Here is a 19,208-nt window from a genome sequence, read left to right on the forward strand (position 1 = left end):
GGAGGCTCACCGCCCGCCCCGCGGAAAGCGAGCGCCTGGAGCGGAAATCAACCACTACTGGCTAAGCCAACAATGTTTACGAAAAACAGCCTTAACAAAAAGATCTGATAGAAAGTAGGGGTATCATTGAGTATGATCGTTCAAAAGTTTGGTGGAACCTCTGTTGGTTCTACAGATCGAATCAAGCGTATGGTCTTTCATGTCATGAAGGAAAGAGAAAAAGGCCATGATGTTGTCGTAGTGGTATCAGCAATGAATAAAACGACGGATACACTCGTAAGATTGGCAGGGGAACTCTCTGCAAAGCCAAGTAAGAGAGAAATGGATATGCTCTTAAGTACCGGTGAGCAGGTGACGATCTCCCTTTTGACAATGGCCCTGCAGCATAAGGGACTAGAAGCCGTATCTCTGACAGGCAGACAGGCGGGAATCCAAACCGATGGAGTATTTGGGAATGCCAAGATTACCTCGATCGATATCGAGCGGATAAAATCGGAGTTATCAAAAGGACGAATCGTCGTGGTAGCCGGTTTTCAAGGGATCACGGATAAAGGAGAAGTGACTACATTAGGCAGGGGCGGTTCGGATACGACCGCAGCTGCTCTTGCTGCCGCTTTAAAAGCGGATAGGTGTGATATTTATACGGATGTAGATGGGGTGTATACGTCGGATCCACGAATCGTTCCCCGGGCAGCAAAGATTGACACCCTCTCCTATGATGAGATGTTGAGTTTAGCCACCATGGGGGCTGGTGTCCTGCATCCGAGAGCGATTAAACATGCGAAGGAACACCATGTGCCTCTTGTTGTTTGTTCCAGTTTGAATGAGGGGCGGGGGACCGTCATTAGTGAAAGAACACAGAGAAATGCCCCTATTGTCGGGGTAGCCTACCAGAAAGACATCTCTGTTCTGACAATCTGTGACTGTCAGGGTGGAGAGTCACTGATTCTTTATGATCTCGATTCTCATCATATTGAGACAGATATCATTAAATATAAGGAAAACCTTGTCCTCATCGTAAAAGATCAGGATTTTCATGAAGTAAAGAGAATCGTTGGACAATATAATCAGGCCTACTCTTATATAGAAGAGAGAGAAGATCTATCTAAGGTTTCCGTGATTGGACGCATCAACTCAACACATGAGGTAAAAGAGAAGGTTACCAACGTTTTTCATGACTACCATATTGCGAAGGCGTTCATATGGGAATCCTCGGTAGGATTAAGTGCGCTGGTTGATAGATGTGATGTAGAAAAAGCGGCTAGAGTCCTTCATATGCACTTTGGTTTGGATTATGTAGAATCAAGGAGAGCTGTTTTGTAAACGGATAGGGAGGTGATACATTCTGTCTCTCATCACGTTTCAAATGAAAAAAAGTGTATAGGCACTCCTATACACTTTTTTTACCTATGGGCTGATCAAAACAGGCGTACCGATTGGAACGAGTCCCGCTAACTCCTCGACGTCTTTGTTATACATTCGTATACATCCCCTGGAAACGGCATTTCCAATCGAGTTTGGGTCATTGGTTCCATGAATCCCATAACTTTCTTTCGATAAACTCATCCACATCGTTCCAAAAGGTCCGCCGGGATTTGGTGCTTTGTTAATGATGATAAATTCCCCAATGGGAGTCTCAAAGAGTACTCTCCCCACTGCAATGGGATACTGCTTGATTTGAACCCCATCCTTGAACAAACGCAGCCACCGGTTGTTAACAGAAACCTGAATGCGGTAAGGATTATTGGTTGTATCCGGAATCCCTGGTATCGTAATCGTTTGACCTGGATAGATCACATTCGGATCTATACCGGGATTGGCATTAAGTATGGCAGGTAACGGGGTCCTGTAATCCCTTGATATTTGACTGAGTGTTTCTCCCACCTTGACTGTGTGAATCAGCTCAAACACCTCCCAATTTCACTCTCCCTCTATCCTATGTGCGTGAGAGAAAGTCGTTCAAGAAGATGAGTAAGTGAAAAAGCCTGCGCCTCTTAAAATGAAAGAGGAGACAGGCATACATCCAACGTTATTGAGGCATGTTTTGTTGTGGAACGGTTGTATAGCTTTGGAGCATAAGGGTCATATCCTGGTCGTTTAATTGAGGAACCTGATAATAGCCGTGCTTATTTTGATAGAGGAAAATCTCATAGCTCATTTCAATGAAATTCGGGACGCTGTCAGCTACAACACGCCGTAATACAGGGTTTGTCATCTCAAGGGCCGTCATGGCAAGAAGCATGGCCAATGACTTAGTTTGTCCCAGCATATAAGCAGACAAGCCTTTATCGGAAAGGTCGCTGACCGATTGATTCGGTTTTTTAGGTGCTCCGGGCTTGATACCGTATGTGGTGGTATTGGTTTGAGTCATTTTGTATTGCTGGGTTGGAACGATAGGGTCATGCCCTGTCGAAAAGCTGCCGACAATCGTATTATACATAGTCGTGACGAAGGTTGACTGACGATTAAGTATACCCTTAAGTTCAGGATCCTGAATGTGCTGATCATACATTTGATACTGATCGAGCATGCTGATGATCCCTGCTATGATCTCATGAGCATCAAAGAGCTCATGGCCCCCATGGTTTTTACTTTGAGTGTTCATCATATTCGGTGGCATCTGTGTTCCTGATGGTGTCATATTCGATGGTTGTCCTTGGTTTTGCATCTGTTTTTCCCTCCTTGAAAATAGCATCGATGATTAGAATATCCTTATTAAGCACAATTATGTATTTCTTTATTTAATACTTGGCATCCTGTCCGAATACAATAGGAAGAAGTCATTTGAAGGTGGTCGAAGATGAGTATATTCATAAGCTATATCATTTTGGGGTTATCGCTTTCTGCACCTATGGGACCGATAAATGCCGCTCAATTGGACAAGGGGATCCGCTTCGGCTTTTTTCATGCCTGGCTTGTGGGGGTAGGGGGAATGGCAGCGGACGGGATCTTTATGCTTCTCATTTATTTCGGAGTCTCTCAATTTATCGATACACCGGTCATTAAATTGTTCTTGTGGGTCTTTGGGTTCTTTGTATTGACGTATACAGGGATTGAAAGCATCCAGAAATCGGCATCCATTACAAAGCCCTCTCATCAAAATCCGCATGAAACGAAAGGAAAAGCTTTTCGCACAGGATTCTTTATGGCCATTTCCAATCCATTTAGCATTCTATTTTGGCTTGGTATCTATGGTTCTATATTAGCTCAGACTTCCGGCTCCTTTGAAGCAGGACAGCTCTTCCTGAATAGCATGGGGATCTTTCTTGGAATCACCCTGTGGGATCTCACGATGGCCGGTGTAGCGACAGGGGCAAGGAAACTGGTCAGTCCTGGGATTTTGCGGCTCATATCCATTATTTCCGGTCTCATTTTGATGGGGTTTGGGATCTACTTCGGTGTCCAGGCCTGTCGTTTATTATTCGGCTAGACAGACACCCGCTAAGTTCCCTCCTAATAGGATAAATGTGTATTATTTAGGAGGGATCGGCTATATGTTATGGTCTAAAAGTTTGATCGATCAACAAGGGGTGGAACTTTCCACATGGCAGAAAGCAGCCTACGGGCATTTCTCAGCTGTCATGTGCGATGAAGAACACCTTTACCCATGTATACCTGGAAAACAAGGCTTTCAGACAGATACATTACGCTTCGGTTTTGCAGAAGATCCAAGAAATCCAGCAGCTTCTGAAAAGCTTGCCTGCTTACTCAAACAATATGGTGAAATCTCAAGGGATACAGGGAAGTATGCATCTCTTGTTGTCTTTTTTAATTCAGAAGAGATAGTGGCTGATAATCAATCGATTGATTCTTATCAGGATATATTCTGGACTTTATTGAATCGGATTCATGAATTGGATGATTCACCATGGCCGGAAGATATCGCGAAGGATCCACATCATCATACATGGGAATTTTGTTTTGACGGGGAGCCTTACTTTGCCTTCTGTGCAACACCTGCCCATACCATGCGGAAAAGCCGTCATTTTCCTTACTTTCTTGTAGCCTTCCAGCCCCGATGGGTGTTCGATGAAATCAACTCTTCCACTGCATTTGGCCAGAAATTAAAGAAAGTGATACGGAAGCGGCTCATTGAGTATGATGAGGCAGGACCCCATCCCAGCCTTAAATGGTATGGGCAGGAAGACAACTATGAGTGGAAACAGTATTATCTGAGTGATGATGATTCGTCTCTATCGAATTGTCCATTTTTAAATATGCAAAAGAAAATCAAGAGTTAAAGAGTTCGGGCTTTAACTCTTTTTTCTTTTATAATTGTCGCAATCGCAATCAGCACGATGAAGCCTATACTTACAAAAAATCCTATGCGACTTACATGATCAAGAAGGGTGCCGCTGATCGCCAATAAAATGAGGAAGAGTGCAAAGGTTGCTTGGAAACGGTCCCAACAACCGTTGCTCATCAGCTTGTAAAAGGAAGCAAGTATAAAGATCCATGTGTAAAGAAGCATAAGTCCCGCTGCAGTAGTGATATACTCAAATAGTTTGTCCGGCAGGAGCATGGCGATCGCAATCGAAGCAGCGACAACAAGGGTGGTGAGTCCGAAAGCAGGGAGGGGAACATTCATTTTACCCTTTTTGGCAAAAATTTTGGGAGCATCCCCTTCTTCTGCCAATGCCACCAACATCGTCGTGACTGCATATAAGGAAGCGACCATGGTGGAGAACCCCGCAATAATCAAAATGGCGTTGAATACATGGGGGACCCAGGGAAGTTCATATTGTTTAAGAGCCGTTAGAAATGGACTTTCATTCGGATTGATCCTGCCTGCCGGTACGAGCTTTAATACGAGATAAAAGGATATTAGGTAAAGGATTGTCAAGATGAAAAGCATGATATTCCCTGACTTTGCCGCATCCTTCGGGTCTTTAAGCTCCTGAGCCATCAAACCCATCACTTCAATTCCCCCGAATCCATAAAAGGCAAAAAGAAGTGCGAGCCATAACCCCTTTCCATCGTGTGGTAGTATCTCTTTTAATGGAGATTGATGGTGTTGACCTGAAACGTCTGTCCCTAACCACCCGAACATGGCGGCAGTAGCGATGATGACAAACATCACGATGGCTCCTACTTTCATGATTCCAAACAGATTCTCCATCTGTTCCACTTTCTGCACGCCCATCAAAATGATCAATAATCCAATACCTGCAAATCCGGCAGTAAACATCCACAGAGGAATGGCAGGAAACCAGAATTGAGAAAAGAGAGCAAGAGCAGTTAGTTGACTCCCCATAATGAGCATTTCTGCCGACCAATAGACCCATCCGTTACTGAATCCTGCCCATGATCCGTAAGCCTGTTTTGCATATGTACGGAAGGACCCCTTTTCCGGATGATGGGCCGTTAACTTTGCAAGGGCTTGAAACACTAACCATGTTCCTATTCCGGCCACTAAATAAGCAATCAAAACAGAGGAACCCGCCCTTTGAATAGGGATGGCTGATCCTAGAAAGTAACCTGTTCCAATGATACAGCCTACCCCGATAAAAGAAAGCTGCCACCATGTAAGATTTGTTTGATTCGTACATTTACTCATCTGTTTTTCACCTGACCTTTACCCTTCATAGTTTGACGTTTGGGTTCGTGAATTATGTGAAGGGAACAGAATGATTCCCCTCAGAAAGGAGAAAAGTAAGGGAGACTGATACGAAGGAGGCTGGCTCATGGTAAAGATTCATCCGAATTGCTGGAGTGAACATGGAGAATTAAAAACGGTGATGGTTTGCTCGCCTTCTTCATTGGATATACCTGATCAAAGAACGGCGGATTACGTTGGTTGGGAAAAACCTGTTAACCAGGAAATAGCGAAAGAAAATCATGAAGGTATGAGGAAGGCAATGGAAGATGCAGGAATAATGGTCATTGATTACTCCCGGTATTTAAAGGGAGAAAATGCTGAACTTAATCATCAGCTCATCAATAGGGTATTTGTAAGGGACCTGGCATGTGTATATGGAAATACTGTCATCCCAGGTGATACAGGGATGACAATGAGGGCGCCTGAATACGTACATAGTCATGAGCTGTTTCAAACATGGTTTGACGAAAAGACGTTTTCGAGCACGGACAATAACCGATTGAAGGCATTGGAAAATGGGGATGTATTCGTTCTGAATAAAGATGCTGTCTTTATTAATACAGGAATGCGGACAAGTATTGAAAGTATTGAAGAAGTCCAACAGGAGATCTTCCGGGCCGGCTTCTCGGAGATCGGAATCATCGATTTGCCGCGAACCGGGGAAACCATGCATTTGGATATGAACTGCAATGTTGCTGGATCCGACCTTCTCATAGCCAAAAGCTATATGAGGCTCTTCCCAGTACAAATCATCACAGAAAAGGGTGGCCGGTACGTGATGATGGAGGAATTCATCCGACGTCAGGGCTTCGACGTTTTATGGACGGATGATGTAAAACATACGGTCGCGGATATCAACTTTCTAAACTTGGATCCGGAGACCCTGTTAATCAGCACCAAAGCCAATAAGAAGATATTGAAAGGTCATCCGAAATTAAAAGGGAAGAAATGGATAGAAGTCGATGTGAATGAACTTGAGAAAGGTGGAGGCGGGATAAGGTGTATGACGCTACCTTTAGAAAGGAAATAAATTATTAAGAGCTGACTGGAACAAGTAGACTGGAGATTTTTTCTCCGGTTTTTTTATTGAAATTGAGCATTCTCATTAAAGTATTGGATGAAAAACGTTCTCATTTGAAATAAATTTACACTACTATTATCCCTGTTATGGGACCGGGATAATAGACCTGTATTTCGCTTTACGTAAAATTGTAAATACATAAATCTGTTAATCCTTTTACTTAAAATCTATGTATGACAGGAATTCGAGACCCTTGATAGAAAAGTACCTTTCTCATACGAAATGACTAGTAGAAGATGAAATTAATTGAGAATAGTTATCAACTACTATTGACATTGATAATCATTATCAATTAAGATGACGTTGGAAGCAAAAGCCAATCAATCACGAAAGGAAGATTTGATGATGATACAAAATGCCATTTCAAATAGAGAATTACTAGACCAACAAGAGAGACGCGAGTCGAATGCGAGATCCTATCCGAGAAGAATTCCACTGGCAATCAGTGAAGCGGAGGGAATCTATGTAACGGACATGGAAGGGAATAAATACTTGGATTGCTTAGCGGGAGCAGGAACATTAGCGTTAGGACACAATCACCCAGCGGTCATTGATGCCATGGAGCAAGTGATCCGTGATAAACGACCATTACATACGTTAGATATTACGACGCCTGTGAAAGAGGAGTTTGTGAATGAATTATTCTCCTCTTTGCCGGAAGGATTTCGTGATCGTGCGAAGATACAATTTTGTGGACCGACAGGCGGCGATGCGATTGAGGCTGCGTTGAAATTAGTGAAGACGGCAACAGGTAGACAAAGCATCCTCACATTTCAAGGGGGATACCATGGTGCCACACACGGGACGATGTCAATCAGTGGCAACCTTAGTCCCAAAAAGAACGTTCAAGGATTGATGCCAGATACTCACTTTTTACCTTACCCATATACATACCGATGCCCATTTGGGATAGGAGGAGAGGAAAGTCATCGCATCAGCAGTCAATACATCGAGAATCTCCTTGATGATCCCGAGAGTGGAATATTACCACCGGCTGCCATGATTTTTGAAACAGTTCAAGGAGAAGGGGGTTCCATTCCAGCACCAATCGAATGGATAAAGGAAATGAGAAGAATCACGAAAGAACGAGGTATCCCACTCATCATCGATGAAGTACAGACGGGAATCGGACGTACTGGAGAACTGTTTTCTTTTGAACATGCAGGAATCGTACCGGATGTGTTTGTTCTTTCAAAAGCAATCGGAGGGAGTCTGCCACTATCCGTTGTGATATACGACCGTGACCTGGATGCTTGGGAACCGGGAGCACATATCGGCACTTTCAGAGGAAATCAAATGGCCATGGCAGCAGGGACTGCAACATTGAAGTTCATTAAGGAGAATCACTTGGTTGCCCATGCCGGGGAAATGGGAAGAAGGCTTCTTGAATCCCTGCAAGAGCTTCAACAAGAATTTCCTGAGATAGGTGATGTAAGAGGCAGAGGACTGATGGTAGGAGTGGAGATCATTGATCCCACTAAACCCCATTCAGCGAGCGGAAGTCAGCCGGCTAATCCTGACGTCGCAAGCGGAATCCAACGTGAATGCTTCAAACGGGGATTAATACTTGAGGTAGGGGGAAGACATGGGGCAGTTGTCCGTTTCCTTCCGCCATTGATCATCACAAGAGAACAAGTCGATGAAGTAGTGTCGATATTCAGAGAAGCTTTAATCGCCTCTCTTACGGAGTGAAATCATGAAAATGAAAACAATCGAAAGAGAAACCAACCAGAATATGGACTCTTTCTTTCTACATCAAGGGGAAGAAGGAATCCGTGCATTTAATGAACTGATAGAGGGAGTAAGCAGGAAACTGCAAAATCTATATGAAGGTACCGGGAATCCTTTTATCGGGAAAATGCCCGGTGCAATAAAAGAAGAAATCAAACCGATCATGACGTTTACTCCTGAAGGGAAATCCTTTGAAGACGTCCTTGATGAAATCGATGAACCGATTTTAAAAAACAGTCTTCATATTTCCCATCCAAAGAGTATGGCCCATTTACATTGCCCGCCCCTTCTTCCAGGGGTGGCGGCGGAATTGATCATCGCAGCGCTAAATCAATCAATGGACTCCTGGGATCAGAGTACGGCTGCCACCTATGTGGAAGCGGAAATGGTCAAGTGGTTGACAGAAAAAATAAATCTTCCGTCGACATCCGGCGGAGTCTTTACAAGTGGTGGAACACAATCCAATTATATGGGACTCCTGTTAGCACGTGATGCATTCTGTCATTCAAAATGGAAACATAACGTACAACGGGATGGTTTACCCGAAGGCTTTAACCGATTAAGAATTCTTTGTTCAGAAGAAGCCCATTTCACTGTGAAGAAAGCGGCATCCCAACTGGGGTTAGGAGAAAATACGGTTGTGACGGTTGAGACCGATGAAAATCATCGAATGAGCGTCCGGGAAGTGAATGAAACACTACAGAAGCTTGAGAAGGAGAACCTATTTCCCTTTGCCCTTGTTGCTACGTGTGGGACCACCGATTTTGGAAGTATCGACCCAATGGAGCAACTGGCAGAAATCGCCCGTGGGCAGGGGCTATGGTTCCATATCGATGCCGCATACGGCGGTGGGCTGATGCTGAGTCATTCTCATGCTGACAAACTGAAAGGGTTGGAGAACGCCGACTCCATTACAGTGGATTTCCATAAATTATTTTACCAGCCGATCAGTTGTGGAGCGTTTCTCGTTAAGGATGAGATCAATTTCCGTTATCTATCTTACCATGCTGATTACTTGAATCCCGTCAAGGACGATGAAGAGGGCATTTTAAACCTGGTGAATAAGTCAGTTCAAACGACGAGAAGATTCGATGCGTTAAAAATGTTTCTGTCACTAAAGACAGTTGGGACCGACCTTTTTGGGGGCATGATTGATGAAACGATAAAGCTCGCCAGATACACAACTTCTTATATGGAAGAGATACAAGACATTGTGATTCAAAACCCTGAGCCGGAAATCAATACAGTCATCTTTCGCTATCAGCCAAAAAGGATGGAAGGAAAGGATCTGGATCTCAATCATTTGAACCGAACCATCCAACAAACCCTGCTTTATAAGGGGAAAGGGGTTATCGCGAAAACAGTAATAAAGGGTCATACCTTCTTGAAATTGACGTTATTAAATCCAAGAACAAAGCCGGAAGATATTCATTCCCTTCTACACGAGATTGAAGAAATCGGCACTGAATTAGTAAATGGAGGGGTTATACATTGAGAAACTCTAAGGAAATGGCTGAACATGCAACGATGCAAAGCTTTCTAAATTGCTATTTAAGGGAAACGGGGAACTACACTGAAGAGAGCCGCTACGAAAATGATCCGTCACTTGGGCAGTTTGAGAAAGTCATCGTCTCTCATTTGGTTCTGCAGCAGATTGAATTGATTATACCAGTAACATACTGGTCACTTACAGATCGTCATCTATTCGGCTTTCCCCTCTATTATCGAGTCGGAGAAAGCGAATTAAAACCACTCGACTACGTTACCCTCACAACACTAGTGGTGAAAGAGTTCCTACTTGATAAGCGCCACCGAGGCGCAGAGGATGAACTGCTATTAAGAGTGATCTTAAGCTGTCGGAGTATAAAAAGCTATGTTGAAAGTCGGGTGAAAGACAATGAGGCACTCTCGGATGAAGAATTTGACTATATTGATGCAGAGCAGTCTCTCCTATTCGGACATATGCTGCATCCAACCCCGAAAAGTAAACAAGGACTGACGGAGCAAGAAGATCATTCGTATTCTCCTGAGTATAAGGGGGAATTTCAGCTTCACTATTTTAGTGCGGAAAAATCATTGGTGCTTCAGGATTCGAGTGCTGCACAATCTGCAGCTTCCATCATTTTTGAAGAGTTAAAAGATGATTCTGATGTTGATCAGAATTGGTTACAGAAGCTGCTGAAAGAGGGTGAACGCGTCTTGCTTCCTGTACACCCTCTTCAAGTGAAGACATTATTGGAAAAGGTGAACGTACAAGACCTGATGGATGAAGGACGAATGGAATATATCGGTCCGTTAGGGAAGCACTTCACGGCTACGTCGTCATTTAGAACGGTCTATAGCAGAGAATCCCGGTACATGTATAAATTCTCTGTTCCTGTCAAAATCACAAACTCTCTTCGAATTAACCAGAAGAAGGAGCTGGTGAGAGGAGTAGAGGTTTCCAGATTACTAGAAACAGAAGTGGGAAATAGCCTTAACAGAGAGTTCCCACACTTTAAGGTCATCCAGGATCCTGCTTATTTAAACTTGGACCTGAAAGAGGAAGTTTCAGGGTTTGAGCTAGTCATCAGGGAAAATCCTTTCTATGAAAACAGTCATCAAACCAGTTTGATCGCAGCTTTATGCCAGGACCATGCTTATGGAGGAAAAGCCAGAATACATTCCATCATTAAAGGGATATCCCAAAGAGAGAATAGAAGTATGGAAGAAGTGAGCCTGGATTGGTTCGATCGATACTTGTCCCTGACCCTGGATCCAATGATCTGGTTATTCCACACGTACGGTATCGCCCTGGAAGCCCATCAGCAGAACTCGGTGATCCAACTAAGGAATGGTTATCCTGAAACCTTCTATTATAGAGATAATCAGGGATACTATTATAGCGAATCGAAAGTCGGTAAACTCAAAGAGCTGCTACCTGACTTAAATCAAGAAAGCGACACCATTTGTGCTGATGAAGTGGCAGAGGAGCGTTTGCGCTATTACTTCTTCTTTAACCATTTATTCGGATTGATCAATGGTTTCGGGGCAAGTGGTCTTATTGAAGAAGAAAGACTTATGAATCTTGTAAAGGAACGTCTGGAGTACCATGAACAGCAGTGGGGGGAAGATTCCAATCTACTGAGCAGTTTATTATATCAACTGGTCCTTCCGTGTAAAGCAAATCTCTTGACCCGATTCTATGACATGGATGAACTGGTCGGTCCAATGGAAGCTCAATCGGTCTATACGATGGTGAAAAATCCCCTTGCCAAAGAGGTGGAAATTCATCATGTCCTATGACTTCGAAGTGTATGATCAAGAAATCCAAAAGACGATTCAATTTAAGAAAATCGATTTCGACCGGGATGTAGAGCTTGTCCATAAATGGATGATGGAGGAGCATGTCCATCCATTTTGGAATTTAAATATTCCATTTGAAAAGTTTCAAGACCATTTGAAAAAAGCTTTGTCTGATTCACATCAAACCCTCTACGCAGGGTATCTTGACGGTGTGGCAATGAGTTACTGGGAGGCCTATTGGGTAAAAGGCGACGTGGTGGAGGAAACGTATCCTTCCGCTTCTTTCGATCAAGGTGTGCATCTGTTAATTGGTGAGAGGGAGTATCTTGGTAAAGGACTTTCCCTGCCATTATTACGAGCCATGGTTTCGTTTCAGTTTCAAGAATCGAAGACTACTAAAGTCGTAGCGGAGCCGGATATTCGAAATGACAAAATGATCCATGTTTTTGAAAAATGCGGTTTTAAACCCGTTAAACCAATTACTCTCCCTGACAAAACCGGAATGCTTATGTTTTGTGAGAGAAGCGAATTTGAAAAGAGGTGGCTGAATGAAGGAGTCTACGAAAACATCAAATGATTTGTATGACATCATTGGAATCGGATTAGGTCCGTTTAATCTAGGGTTAGCCGCCTTATTGGATTCGGTACCCGAAGTGAAAAGCTTATTTTTGGAGAAAAAGAAAGCCTTCGATTGGCATCCGGGAATGTTGATTGACGGTACGACCTTACAAGTGCCTTTCTTTGCGGATTTAGTCAGTATGGCAGACGTAAGAAGTGATTACAGCTTTCTCCGCTACCTGGAGGCTCATAACCGCTTATATCACTTTTATTTTCTGGAAAAATTCCACATCCTCCGAAAAGAATATAACCATTATTGCCAATGGGTGAGTGAGCAGTTGGATACTTGCCAATTTGGAATGGATGTCCAAAGGGTTGTCCCAGTCCAATTGGGAAGTGGGGAAAGTGTATATGAAGTCACCGTATGGAATGAGGCCCTTCAACAAACAGAGACATTGTTCACGAAACATCTCGTACTCGGAATTGGTTCTGTTCCTTCTGTACCTGAAGCATTTCAGGAAATGCTGGGCAAAACCGTATTTCACAGTGCCGACTATTTATCCAAAAAGGAGATATGTACACAAGCTGAATCGGTTGCTGTGATCGGATCAGGCCAAAGTGCAGCCGAAGTGTTTCTTGATGTAGCCAAAGAGCAGGAGAATCATGGATTTTCTCTGCAATGGTATACACGTTCAAAGGGATTCTTCCCGATGGAATATTCAAAACTGGGCCTTGAGTATTTTTCACCTGATTATACCCGGTTCTTTTATCAGCTTCCACAGGAAAAGAAGGATCAGCTCCTACAGGAACAAGGTCTTCTTTATAAAGGGATCAGTTCAGAAACGATCGCCGATATATACAATTATATATATGAGCGATCCGTAGGCTGCGTGGATCCGGAAATCGCCTTACAGGCCATGACAGAAATCGTCGGGATAGAAAAGACTGAAACGTCCTTTGAGCTGCATGGCTATCATCGGATCAAGGACGAACATTTCGTAGATAAGGCAGATATTATCATTCTTGGCACTGGCTACAAGCCTGCATTCCCGGGATTCCTTTCAAAAATGAAAGAATGGATTGCCTGGGATGAGTATGATAGATACATAATCAAGGAAGATTATCGATTAGAAACCTATGTAGAAGGTACGAGTGAAATCTTTGTACAGAACGGTGAGATGCATACTCATGGAGTCGGGGCACCTGATCTTGGACTCGGGGCACACCGTAATGCGATCATCATCAATACCATAACAGGAAGAGAAGTATATCCGGTTCAGACCAAAAATGTGTTTCAAACCTTTGGAACGAAAACAGCGCACATTCCGGTTCCTCTCTGATGCAAAGAGGGCATAGACTAAGTGAAAGAAGGGATAATATGTTATTCAGTGAAGAAATTCAACGTGTATTTAAGAGCGATAGCTGGACGAAAGTGAATAAGAAATTGATAGGTAAAATGCTGTCTGAGTATATGTATGAAGATATGATCCGGCCTGAAATCCTCTCAGAAGAAGGAGAGGATATCGAATACTCCCTGCAGGTCTCTGATTCAAAGCACTATCACTATATCGCACAAAAACGATGGTTTGATAGTTTCGATGTGAAATGGACAACGGTATATATCGTTGAAAATGGAGGAAGAAAGGAAGCTGATAGTGCAATAGAGCTATTGGTCGATCTCCAGGAGGTCATCGGGATGTCATCTGAGACGGCGGGGCATTTAATCAAGGAAATGAACAGTACGTTAATAGCAGATGCCCATCTTCTTGAAAAAGAAACGAAAACATCGGACGAACTGATTCATGAAGACTACGCCACCCTTGAAGGCTATATGACTGGCCACCCATGGATTACATATAACAAAGGGAGAATCGGGTTCGGATATGATGACTACCTTGCCTTTGCTCCTGAACAGCAGAAAGAGGTCCGGCTATCCTGGATAGCCGTTCATAACGACATCGCATCATTTCAATCTGTGGAAGGATTGGATTATCAAACGTTGATCGCAGATGAACTAAGTGAGAAAGATCGAATCCGTTTTGATGAGATCGTTAAACAAAATGGAAGCGAACCATCGGAATACTATTACTTGCCGGTGCACGAATGGCAATGGAAAAACACGCTGATTCATAATTTCCCCGAGGAACTGGCCATGGGTCGAATCATTCCTTTAGGAGAGGGAGAAGACCGCTACCTTCCTCAGCAGTCGATCCGCACATTTGTGAATCGAACAAACAAAGATAAGCATCATGTGAAACTTCCGATGAGTATTTTGAACACCCTTGTTTATCGGGGACTGCCGGCAGAACGAACGCTGATCGCTCCCAAGGTGACAGAGTTTATTAAGGGAATGGCTGAAAAGGATCCATTTTTAAAAGACGAATGCCGGGTCATCCTGCCAGGGGAGAATGCCAGTATGAATGTAAATCACCACTACTATACACAATTAAAGCAGGCACCTTATCAATACTTGGAGATGCTTGGAACCATATGGAGAGAAAGTATCTATACGTATTTAGAAGACGGAGAACAAGCGATTACACTGGCTGCCTTATTGTATGAAGATCATAACAATAAACCGTATGTTGTCAGTTTAATTGAACAATCAGGCCTGGACGCAGAAGAATGGATGAAGCAATTTTTCAAAGTCGTAATGGATCCTCTCCTTCATTACCTTTACCAATACGGAACGGTATTCTCTCCTCATGGACAAAATACGATTGTCGTGTTGAAGGATGCGAAACCTCACCGTTTAGCGATTAAAGATTTTGTTGATGACGTCAACATTTCAGATCAGGATTTTCCTGAACTACAAGGGCTGTCATCTGAATTTAAAGCGGTCCTTCGAACAGAGCCGCCTGAAGGGCTTACACAGTTCATCTTCACAGGTCTCTTTATTTGTCACTTGAGATACTTGTGCAACCTGTTAAAGAACAATCAAGTGATGGAAGAAGAAACATTCTGGGGTCTCCTTGCTGACTCAATAATCAACTATCAGGAACGATTCCCGCAATTACAAGAACGTTTCAAGCTGTTTGACTTCTTTAAACCAGAGCTTACGAAATTATGCCTGAACAGGAACCGTATGGTGGACTACGGATACTCTGATGACGATGACCGCCCACACGCTTCCGAATTCGGGAAAGTAACAAACGCTTTGGCTTTATTTAAAATAAACCGGACTGTTGGGTCAATCTGATCATCCAATCAACAGCTTTAATTCTCAAATAGAAAGGAGGATCATCTTTGAGTACAATTGTTGTGCAGAAATTCGGTGGAACCTCTGTTAGTTCTACCGAGAGAATAAAACGAATGGCAGACAGAGTCATACAGGAGAAGGAAAAAGGTCATGACGTCGTTGTAGTCGTTTCTGCTATGGGGAAAACCACCGATGCACTTGTAAAGTTGGTTAATGACATCACTAGTGAACCAAGTAAAAGAGAGATGGATATGCTTTTGTCAACGGGTGAACAAGTAACGATTTCTCTACTAACAATGGCTCTTCAACAACAAGGGGTGGAGGCTATTTCTTTGACAGGGTGGCAGGCTGGCATTCAAACGGATTGCATCCTTGGAAATGCTCATATTCAATCCATTGATACAGGTCGTATCAGGAACGAATTGGATAATGGACAAGTGGTGGTGGTCGCAGGTTTCCAAGGAGTAACGGAGGATGGGGACATTTCCACTTTGGGAAGAGGAGGATCCGATATCACGGCAGCTGCTCTTGCGTCCGCGTTAAAGGCAGATCGGTGTGACATCTATACTGATGTAGACGGAGTATACACCTCAGATCCCAGGTTTGTTCCCAAAGCATCGAAAATCACTTCTATTTCCTATGAAGATATGGAGAATTTAGCCTCCATGGGAGCAGGTGTACTACATCCAAGGGCGGTTAAACACGCGAAAAAATACCGAATTCCTCTCTATATAAAATCCAGCTTTGAAAAGGGCAGGGGTACCATGATTCATGGGAAGGCAAAACATAATGGGTCGACCCCTGTGATTGGTGTCACATTTGAAGCAGATATCAATAGATTAGAGATCTTTGATTGTAAAGATATTGAGGGTTTCCAAGAAGTATTAATGTGTGAACTGGCAGCACATCATATTCAGGCAGATGTTTATAAACAAAGCTGTAGAGACTCATTATCCTTATTGATCAAGGAACAAGACCTTCAAGAGGCATTATCGATCTTGGATAAAGAGAAAGAGAAATGGATGTACTCACGAATTGAACGAAAAGGAGGTCTATCAAAGGTTTCGGTAATCGGGCAAAATATTAAATCACAGCCGGCCATAAAAATGGACATGTGCAAAATTTTATTGGAAAATGCCGTGAGAGTGAAACTTGTGGGTGAATCTTCTATTAGCGTAACGGCAGTCGTTGAGAAAAGGCAGGTCCAGCTGGCGGCAGAACGTTTGCATACCGGGTTTGGATTGGATTATGAAGCCATGATGAAGGCGTCTGTGTAAATCAAAGGCACATACAATCACTCATGGGTGTAATCTGAAATCCTTCTTTATATTATCTTAAGTGAAAAGGAGAAAGAATCGAGTTCATCAAAACCGATTTTTTCTCCTTTTTTCACGTAGCTACGATAAGATTCAACATCATTTCCTGGGAAAAGATGTTGAACCTTGCTGAAAGAGAAAATATGGTTTATAGAAGTTACAACATTTGGTATAATTTATGTGAAGTGTTTCACAAAAATGGAAACTCCATTATTCTATAAGAGAAAAGAGTTGATCAAGTGGGAAAGAAAGTTGTGGTAGCTGGGGGAACAGGCTTTATCGGTCAGTATCTTCAGAAGAAATTTCTTGAAATGGGTTATGTAGTGACGATCATTTCTAGGCAGTCTCCCCATGTTTCCTGGGAAGATCAAGAGGGGATGGTTCAATCATTAGAAGGAGCAAATCTGCTCATAAACCTCGCAGGGAAATCTGTCGACTGCCGTTATAATGAGAAAAATAAAGCAGAAATATTTCAATCCAGAACGGAAACGACCAAGGCACTGGGGGATGCCCTTTTACAGTGCAAAAATCCTCCGTCCCTATGGATCAATTCGAGTACGGCAACGATTTATCGCCATGCAGAAGACCGGCCAATGACAGAGTATGATGGTGACATCGGTACAGGTTTCTCCGTTGAGGTAGCGAAGGAGTGGGAGAAAGCGTTCTTCTCATACCGCTTACCAGCAACCAGACAAGCAGCCTTACGGATTGCCATTGTATTAGGACCTGGTGGCGGAGTCATGACACCATATATGAACTTAGTCAGATTTGGTCTCGGAGGTGTACAGGGGCCGGGAAATCAGAGATTTAGCTGGATTCATATAGAAGATGTGTTTCACATTATGCTATTTCTTATGGAACAAAAGAAGCTACGCGGAGTGTTCAACTGCTCTTCCCCAGATCCTGTCACGAATCGAGAATTCATGGCACATTTACGTACGATGATGAACAAAAAGATAGGGCTGCCAAGCCCGAAGTGGATGCTCGAAGCAGGCGCCATGCTTATCAAAACCGAAACAGAATTGGTCCTGAAAAGTAGGTGGGTCATTCCGGAACGATTAAAGACTGCCGGATACGAATTTAAATATGACACGATGGAAAAGGCACTCGGACACATTTTGTCTAACTAATGGAAAAAAGGACTTGATCGCTAACAAGTCCTTTTGATATCAGATTTTGTTACGTCGTAGGTATTCAAGGTTCATCCGCACGCTATCAAAGGGAGGAATCCTGGACTCGTCCTGTTCGACAATCCACCAGTTCACATCATTATGTACGCCATAGTCTAAGACAGAAGCAATGTCCACACCACCCGTACCCAATTCAGCAAAAAATTGTTTCCCGTCAGTCGTCATATCTTTTAAATGAACCAGAGGGGTCCTACCATGGTAACGATTCAGCCATTCCACCGGATTTTCACCAGCATAGGTCAGCCAATAAATATCAAACTCTGCTTTGACCCAATGGGGATTGGTTTCAGAAAGAATTGTATCAAGTGCTGTTTTCCCGTTAGATAGTGTGGATAATTCGAATTCGTGATTGTGATAGCACAGGGTAATCCCTTCGTGTGAACACCTTTCACCAAATGAGTTCAGGTCATCGACTAATTGAACATAATGTTCCTCGGTTCTTTCTTCAGGCAGCAGATACGGACACACAATGTAGCTGCTGCCAAGCTCCAGCTGATCGTGAATCACTTTGCTCACATCACTTCTTAAGTCGGTTAGCGGTACATGACTGGAAGCGACCCGCAGTTCCAGCTGATCGAGTGTTTTCTTAAGCTCTTTTGCTGATAGCCCTCCATCGCCTGCCAGTTCAACCCCCTCATAGCCCAGTTCGGCCACTTTTTGAAGTGTTCCTGTAAAGTCTTTTTCCAACTCATTTCGTAATGTATACATTTGCAGGGCAATCGGAATTTGTTTCATCTTCACACACTCCTATCCTCTTGTCATGTTCTCATTGATTTTAGCAAGAACACTTTTATAAACTTCTAAGTCCTCCTCAGAAATTCCTTTAAGAAGGGTCTCTTCATATAATCCTTCTATAAATGGAGACAGTTCATCCTTCGCTGTCATCCCTTTCTCAGTGATAAAAATAAGGAAAGATCTTCTATCCTCTGTGTTTTTCTGTTTGTAGATCAGTTCTTTCCGTTCCAATATGTCTAATATCCTGGTCAGGGTCGGCTGATCTTTTTCTGATTTCAAGGCCAGTTGTTTTTGACTTATTCCATCCTGTTCAGCTAATCGCTTCAACACCGTCCACTGCTCGGGTGTCACATCAAATTCTTTCAGATGAACTGTAAGGAATCGAATAATATTCTTTACAGTATGGTTCGTATATAAGCCAATGGATTCATCACGGGACATCGTCATTATTTTTCACCTACTACATTCAATTTCTTCTCTTTATCATACATGAAACTCAGGGTGATTTGAGAGG

General features: G+C 43.1%; 17 protein-coding genes. 12 read left to right on the forward strand and 5 right to left on the reverse strand.

Features of this window, described 5'->3' with window-relative positions; all coding sequences use genetic code 11:
• Positions 1-126 precede the first annotated feature (126 nt).
• On the forward strand, positions 127-1,323 hold the full coding sequence (locus tag AC6CIB_RS12370; RefSeq protein WP_498281056.1) for an aspartate kinase: 1,197 nt from the start codon (positions 127-129) through the stop codon (positions 1,321-1,323).
• Between the two features lie 84 nt (positions 1,324-1,407).
• Here the strand turns inward: AC6CIB_RS12370 and AC6CIB_RS12375 are convergent, their stop codons facing one another.
• Positions 1,408-1,902, reverse strand: a complete 495-nt coding sequence (locus tag AC6CIB_RS12375) for a L,D-transpeptidase family protein (RefSeq protein WP_498281406.1) — start codon at positions 1,900-1,902, stop codon at positions 1,408-1,410.
• A 127-nt stretch (positions 1,903-2,029) separates the two neighbouring features.
• On the reverse strand, positions 2,030-2,668 hold the full coding sequence (locus AC6CIB_RS12380; protein ID WP_498281057.1) for a spore coat protein: 639 nt from the start codon (positions 2,666-2,668) through the stop codon (positions 2,030-2,032).
• Positions 2,669-2,800: 132 nt separating this feature from the next.
• Here AC6CIB_RS12380 and AC6CIB_RS12385 point away from each other — a divergent pair, with 132 nt between their 5' ends.
• The gene (locus AC6CIB_RS12385; RefSeq protein WP_498281059.1) at positions 2,801-3,430 is read left to right on the forward strand and encodes a LysE family transporter; all 630 of its coding nucleotides are present in this window, start codon (positions 2,801-2,803) and stop codon (positions 3,428-3,430) included.
• A 55-nt stretch (positions 3,431-3,485) separates the two neighbouring features.
• A complete protein-coding gene (locus tag AC6CIB_RS12390) occupies positions 3,486-4,241 on the forward strand; it encodes a YqcI/YcgG family protein (RefSeq protein ID WP_498281408.1) in 756 nt (251 codons plus the stop codon).
• On the opposite strand, the gene AC6CIB_RS12395 is transcribed toward AC6CIB_RS12390, so the two are convergent.
• Positions 4,238-5,557 carry an amino acid permease gene (locus AC6CIB_RS12395; RefSeq protein ID WP_498281061.1) on the reverse strand — a complete coding sequence of 440 codons (1,320 nt, stop codon included), beginning with the start codon at positions 5,555-5,557 and terminating at the stop codon, positions 4,238-4,240. The two genes, AC6CIB_RS12390 and AC6CIB_RS12395, sit on opposite strands and share 4 nt — an antisense overlap.
• A gap of 127 nt (positions 5,558-5,684) precedes the next feature.
• Between AC6CIB_RS12395 and AC6CIB_RS12400 the strand changes: the two genes are divergently transcribed.
• The 9 genes from AC6CIB_RS12400 to AC6CIB_RS12440 all read left to right on the forward strand — a co-directional run bounded on the left by AC6CIB_RS12400 (position 5,685) and on the right by AC6CIB_RS12440 (position 17,899).
• On the forward strand, positions 5,685-6,629 hold the full coding sequence (locus tag AC6CIB_RS12400; RefSeq protein ID WP_498281063.1) for an arginine deiminase family protein: 945 nt from the start codon (positions 5,685-5,687) through the stop codon (positions 6,627-6,629).
• 393 nt (positions 6,630-7,022) lie between these two features.
• Positions 7,023-8,372 (forward strand): aspartate aminotransferase family protein, encoded by a 1,350-nt coding sequence (locus AC6CIB_RS12405; RefSeq protein ID WP_498281065.1) that lies wholly within the window; start codon positions 7,023-7,025, stop codon positions 8,370-8,372.
• A gap of 4 nt (positions 8,373-8,376) precedes the next feature.
• On the forward strand, positions 8,377-9,906 hold the full coding sequence (locus tag AC6CIB_RS12410; protein WP_498281067.1) for a pyridoxal phosphate-dependent decarboxylase family protein: 1,530 nt from the start codon (positions 8,377-8,379) through the stop codon (positions 9,904-9,906).
• Complete coding sequence (locus AC6CIB_RS12415) at positions 9,903-11,696, forward strand: IucA/IucC family protein (RefSeq protein WP_498281069.1); 1,794 nt, start codon at positions 9,903-9,905, stop codon at positions 11,694-11,696. The genes AC6CIB_RS12410 and AC6CIB_RS12415 overlap by 4 nt, the downstream gene beginning before the upstream one ends.
• A gap of 22 nt (positions 11,697-11,718) precedes the next feature.
• Positions 11,719-12,273, forward strand: a complete 555-nt coding sequence (locus AC6CIB_RS12420; protein WP_498281410.1) for a GNAT family N-acetyltransferase — start codon at positions 11,719-11,721, stop codon at positions 12,271-12,273.
• Positions 12,245-13,594, forward strand: coding sequence for a lysine N(6)-hydroxylase/L-ornithine N(5)-oxygenase family protein (locus AC6CIB_RS12425; protein ID WP_498281071.1), 1,350 nt, complete (start codon positions 12,245-12,247; stop codon positions 13,592-13,594). The genes AC6CIB_RS12420 and AC6CIB_RS12425 overlap by 29 nt, the downstream gene beginning before the upstream one ends.
• 38 nt (positions 13,595-13,632) lie before the next feature.
• Entirely contained in the window at positions 13,633-15,453 is a 1,821-nt protein-coding gene (locus tag AC6CIB_RS12430; protein ID WP_498281073.1) for an IucA/IucC family protein, read from the forward strand.
• 47 nt (positions 15,454-15,500) lie between these two features.
• Complete coding sequence (locus AC6CIB_RS12435; RefSeq protein ID WP_498281075.1) at positions 15,501-16,730, forward strand: aspartate kinase; 1,230 nt, start codon at positions 15,501-15,503, stop codon at positions 16,728-16,730.
• Between the two features lie 278 nt (positions 16,731-17,008).
• Positions 17,009-17,899, forward strand: coding sequence for a TIGR01777 family oxidoreductase (locus AC6CIB_RS12440; protein ID WP_498281077.1), 891 nt, complete (start codon positions 17,009-17,011; stop codon positions 17,897-17,899).
• Between the two features lie 39 nt (positions 17,900-17,938).
• Here AC6CIB_RS12440 and AC6CIB_RS12445 read toward each other — a convergent pair whose 3' ends face one another.
• Entirely contained in the window at positions 17,939-18,694 is a 756-nt protein-coding gene (locus AC6CIB_RS12445; RefSeq protein WP_498281079.1) for a sugar phosphate isomerase/epimerase family protein, read from the reverse strand.
• 12 nt (positions 18,695-18,706) lie between these two features.
• On the reverse strand, positions 18,707-19,141 hold the full coding sequence (locus AC6CIB_RS12450) for a MarR family winged helix-turn-helix transcriptional regulator (RefSeq protein ID WP_498281081.1): 435 nt from the start codon (positions 19,139-19,141) through the stop codon (positions 18,707-18,709).
• Positions 19,142-19,208: the final 67 nt, after the last annotated feature.

This window comes from Rossellomorea sp. GQ25, from assembly GCF_059758515.1.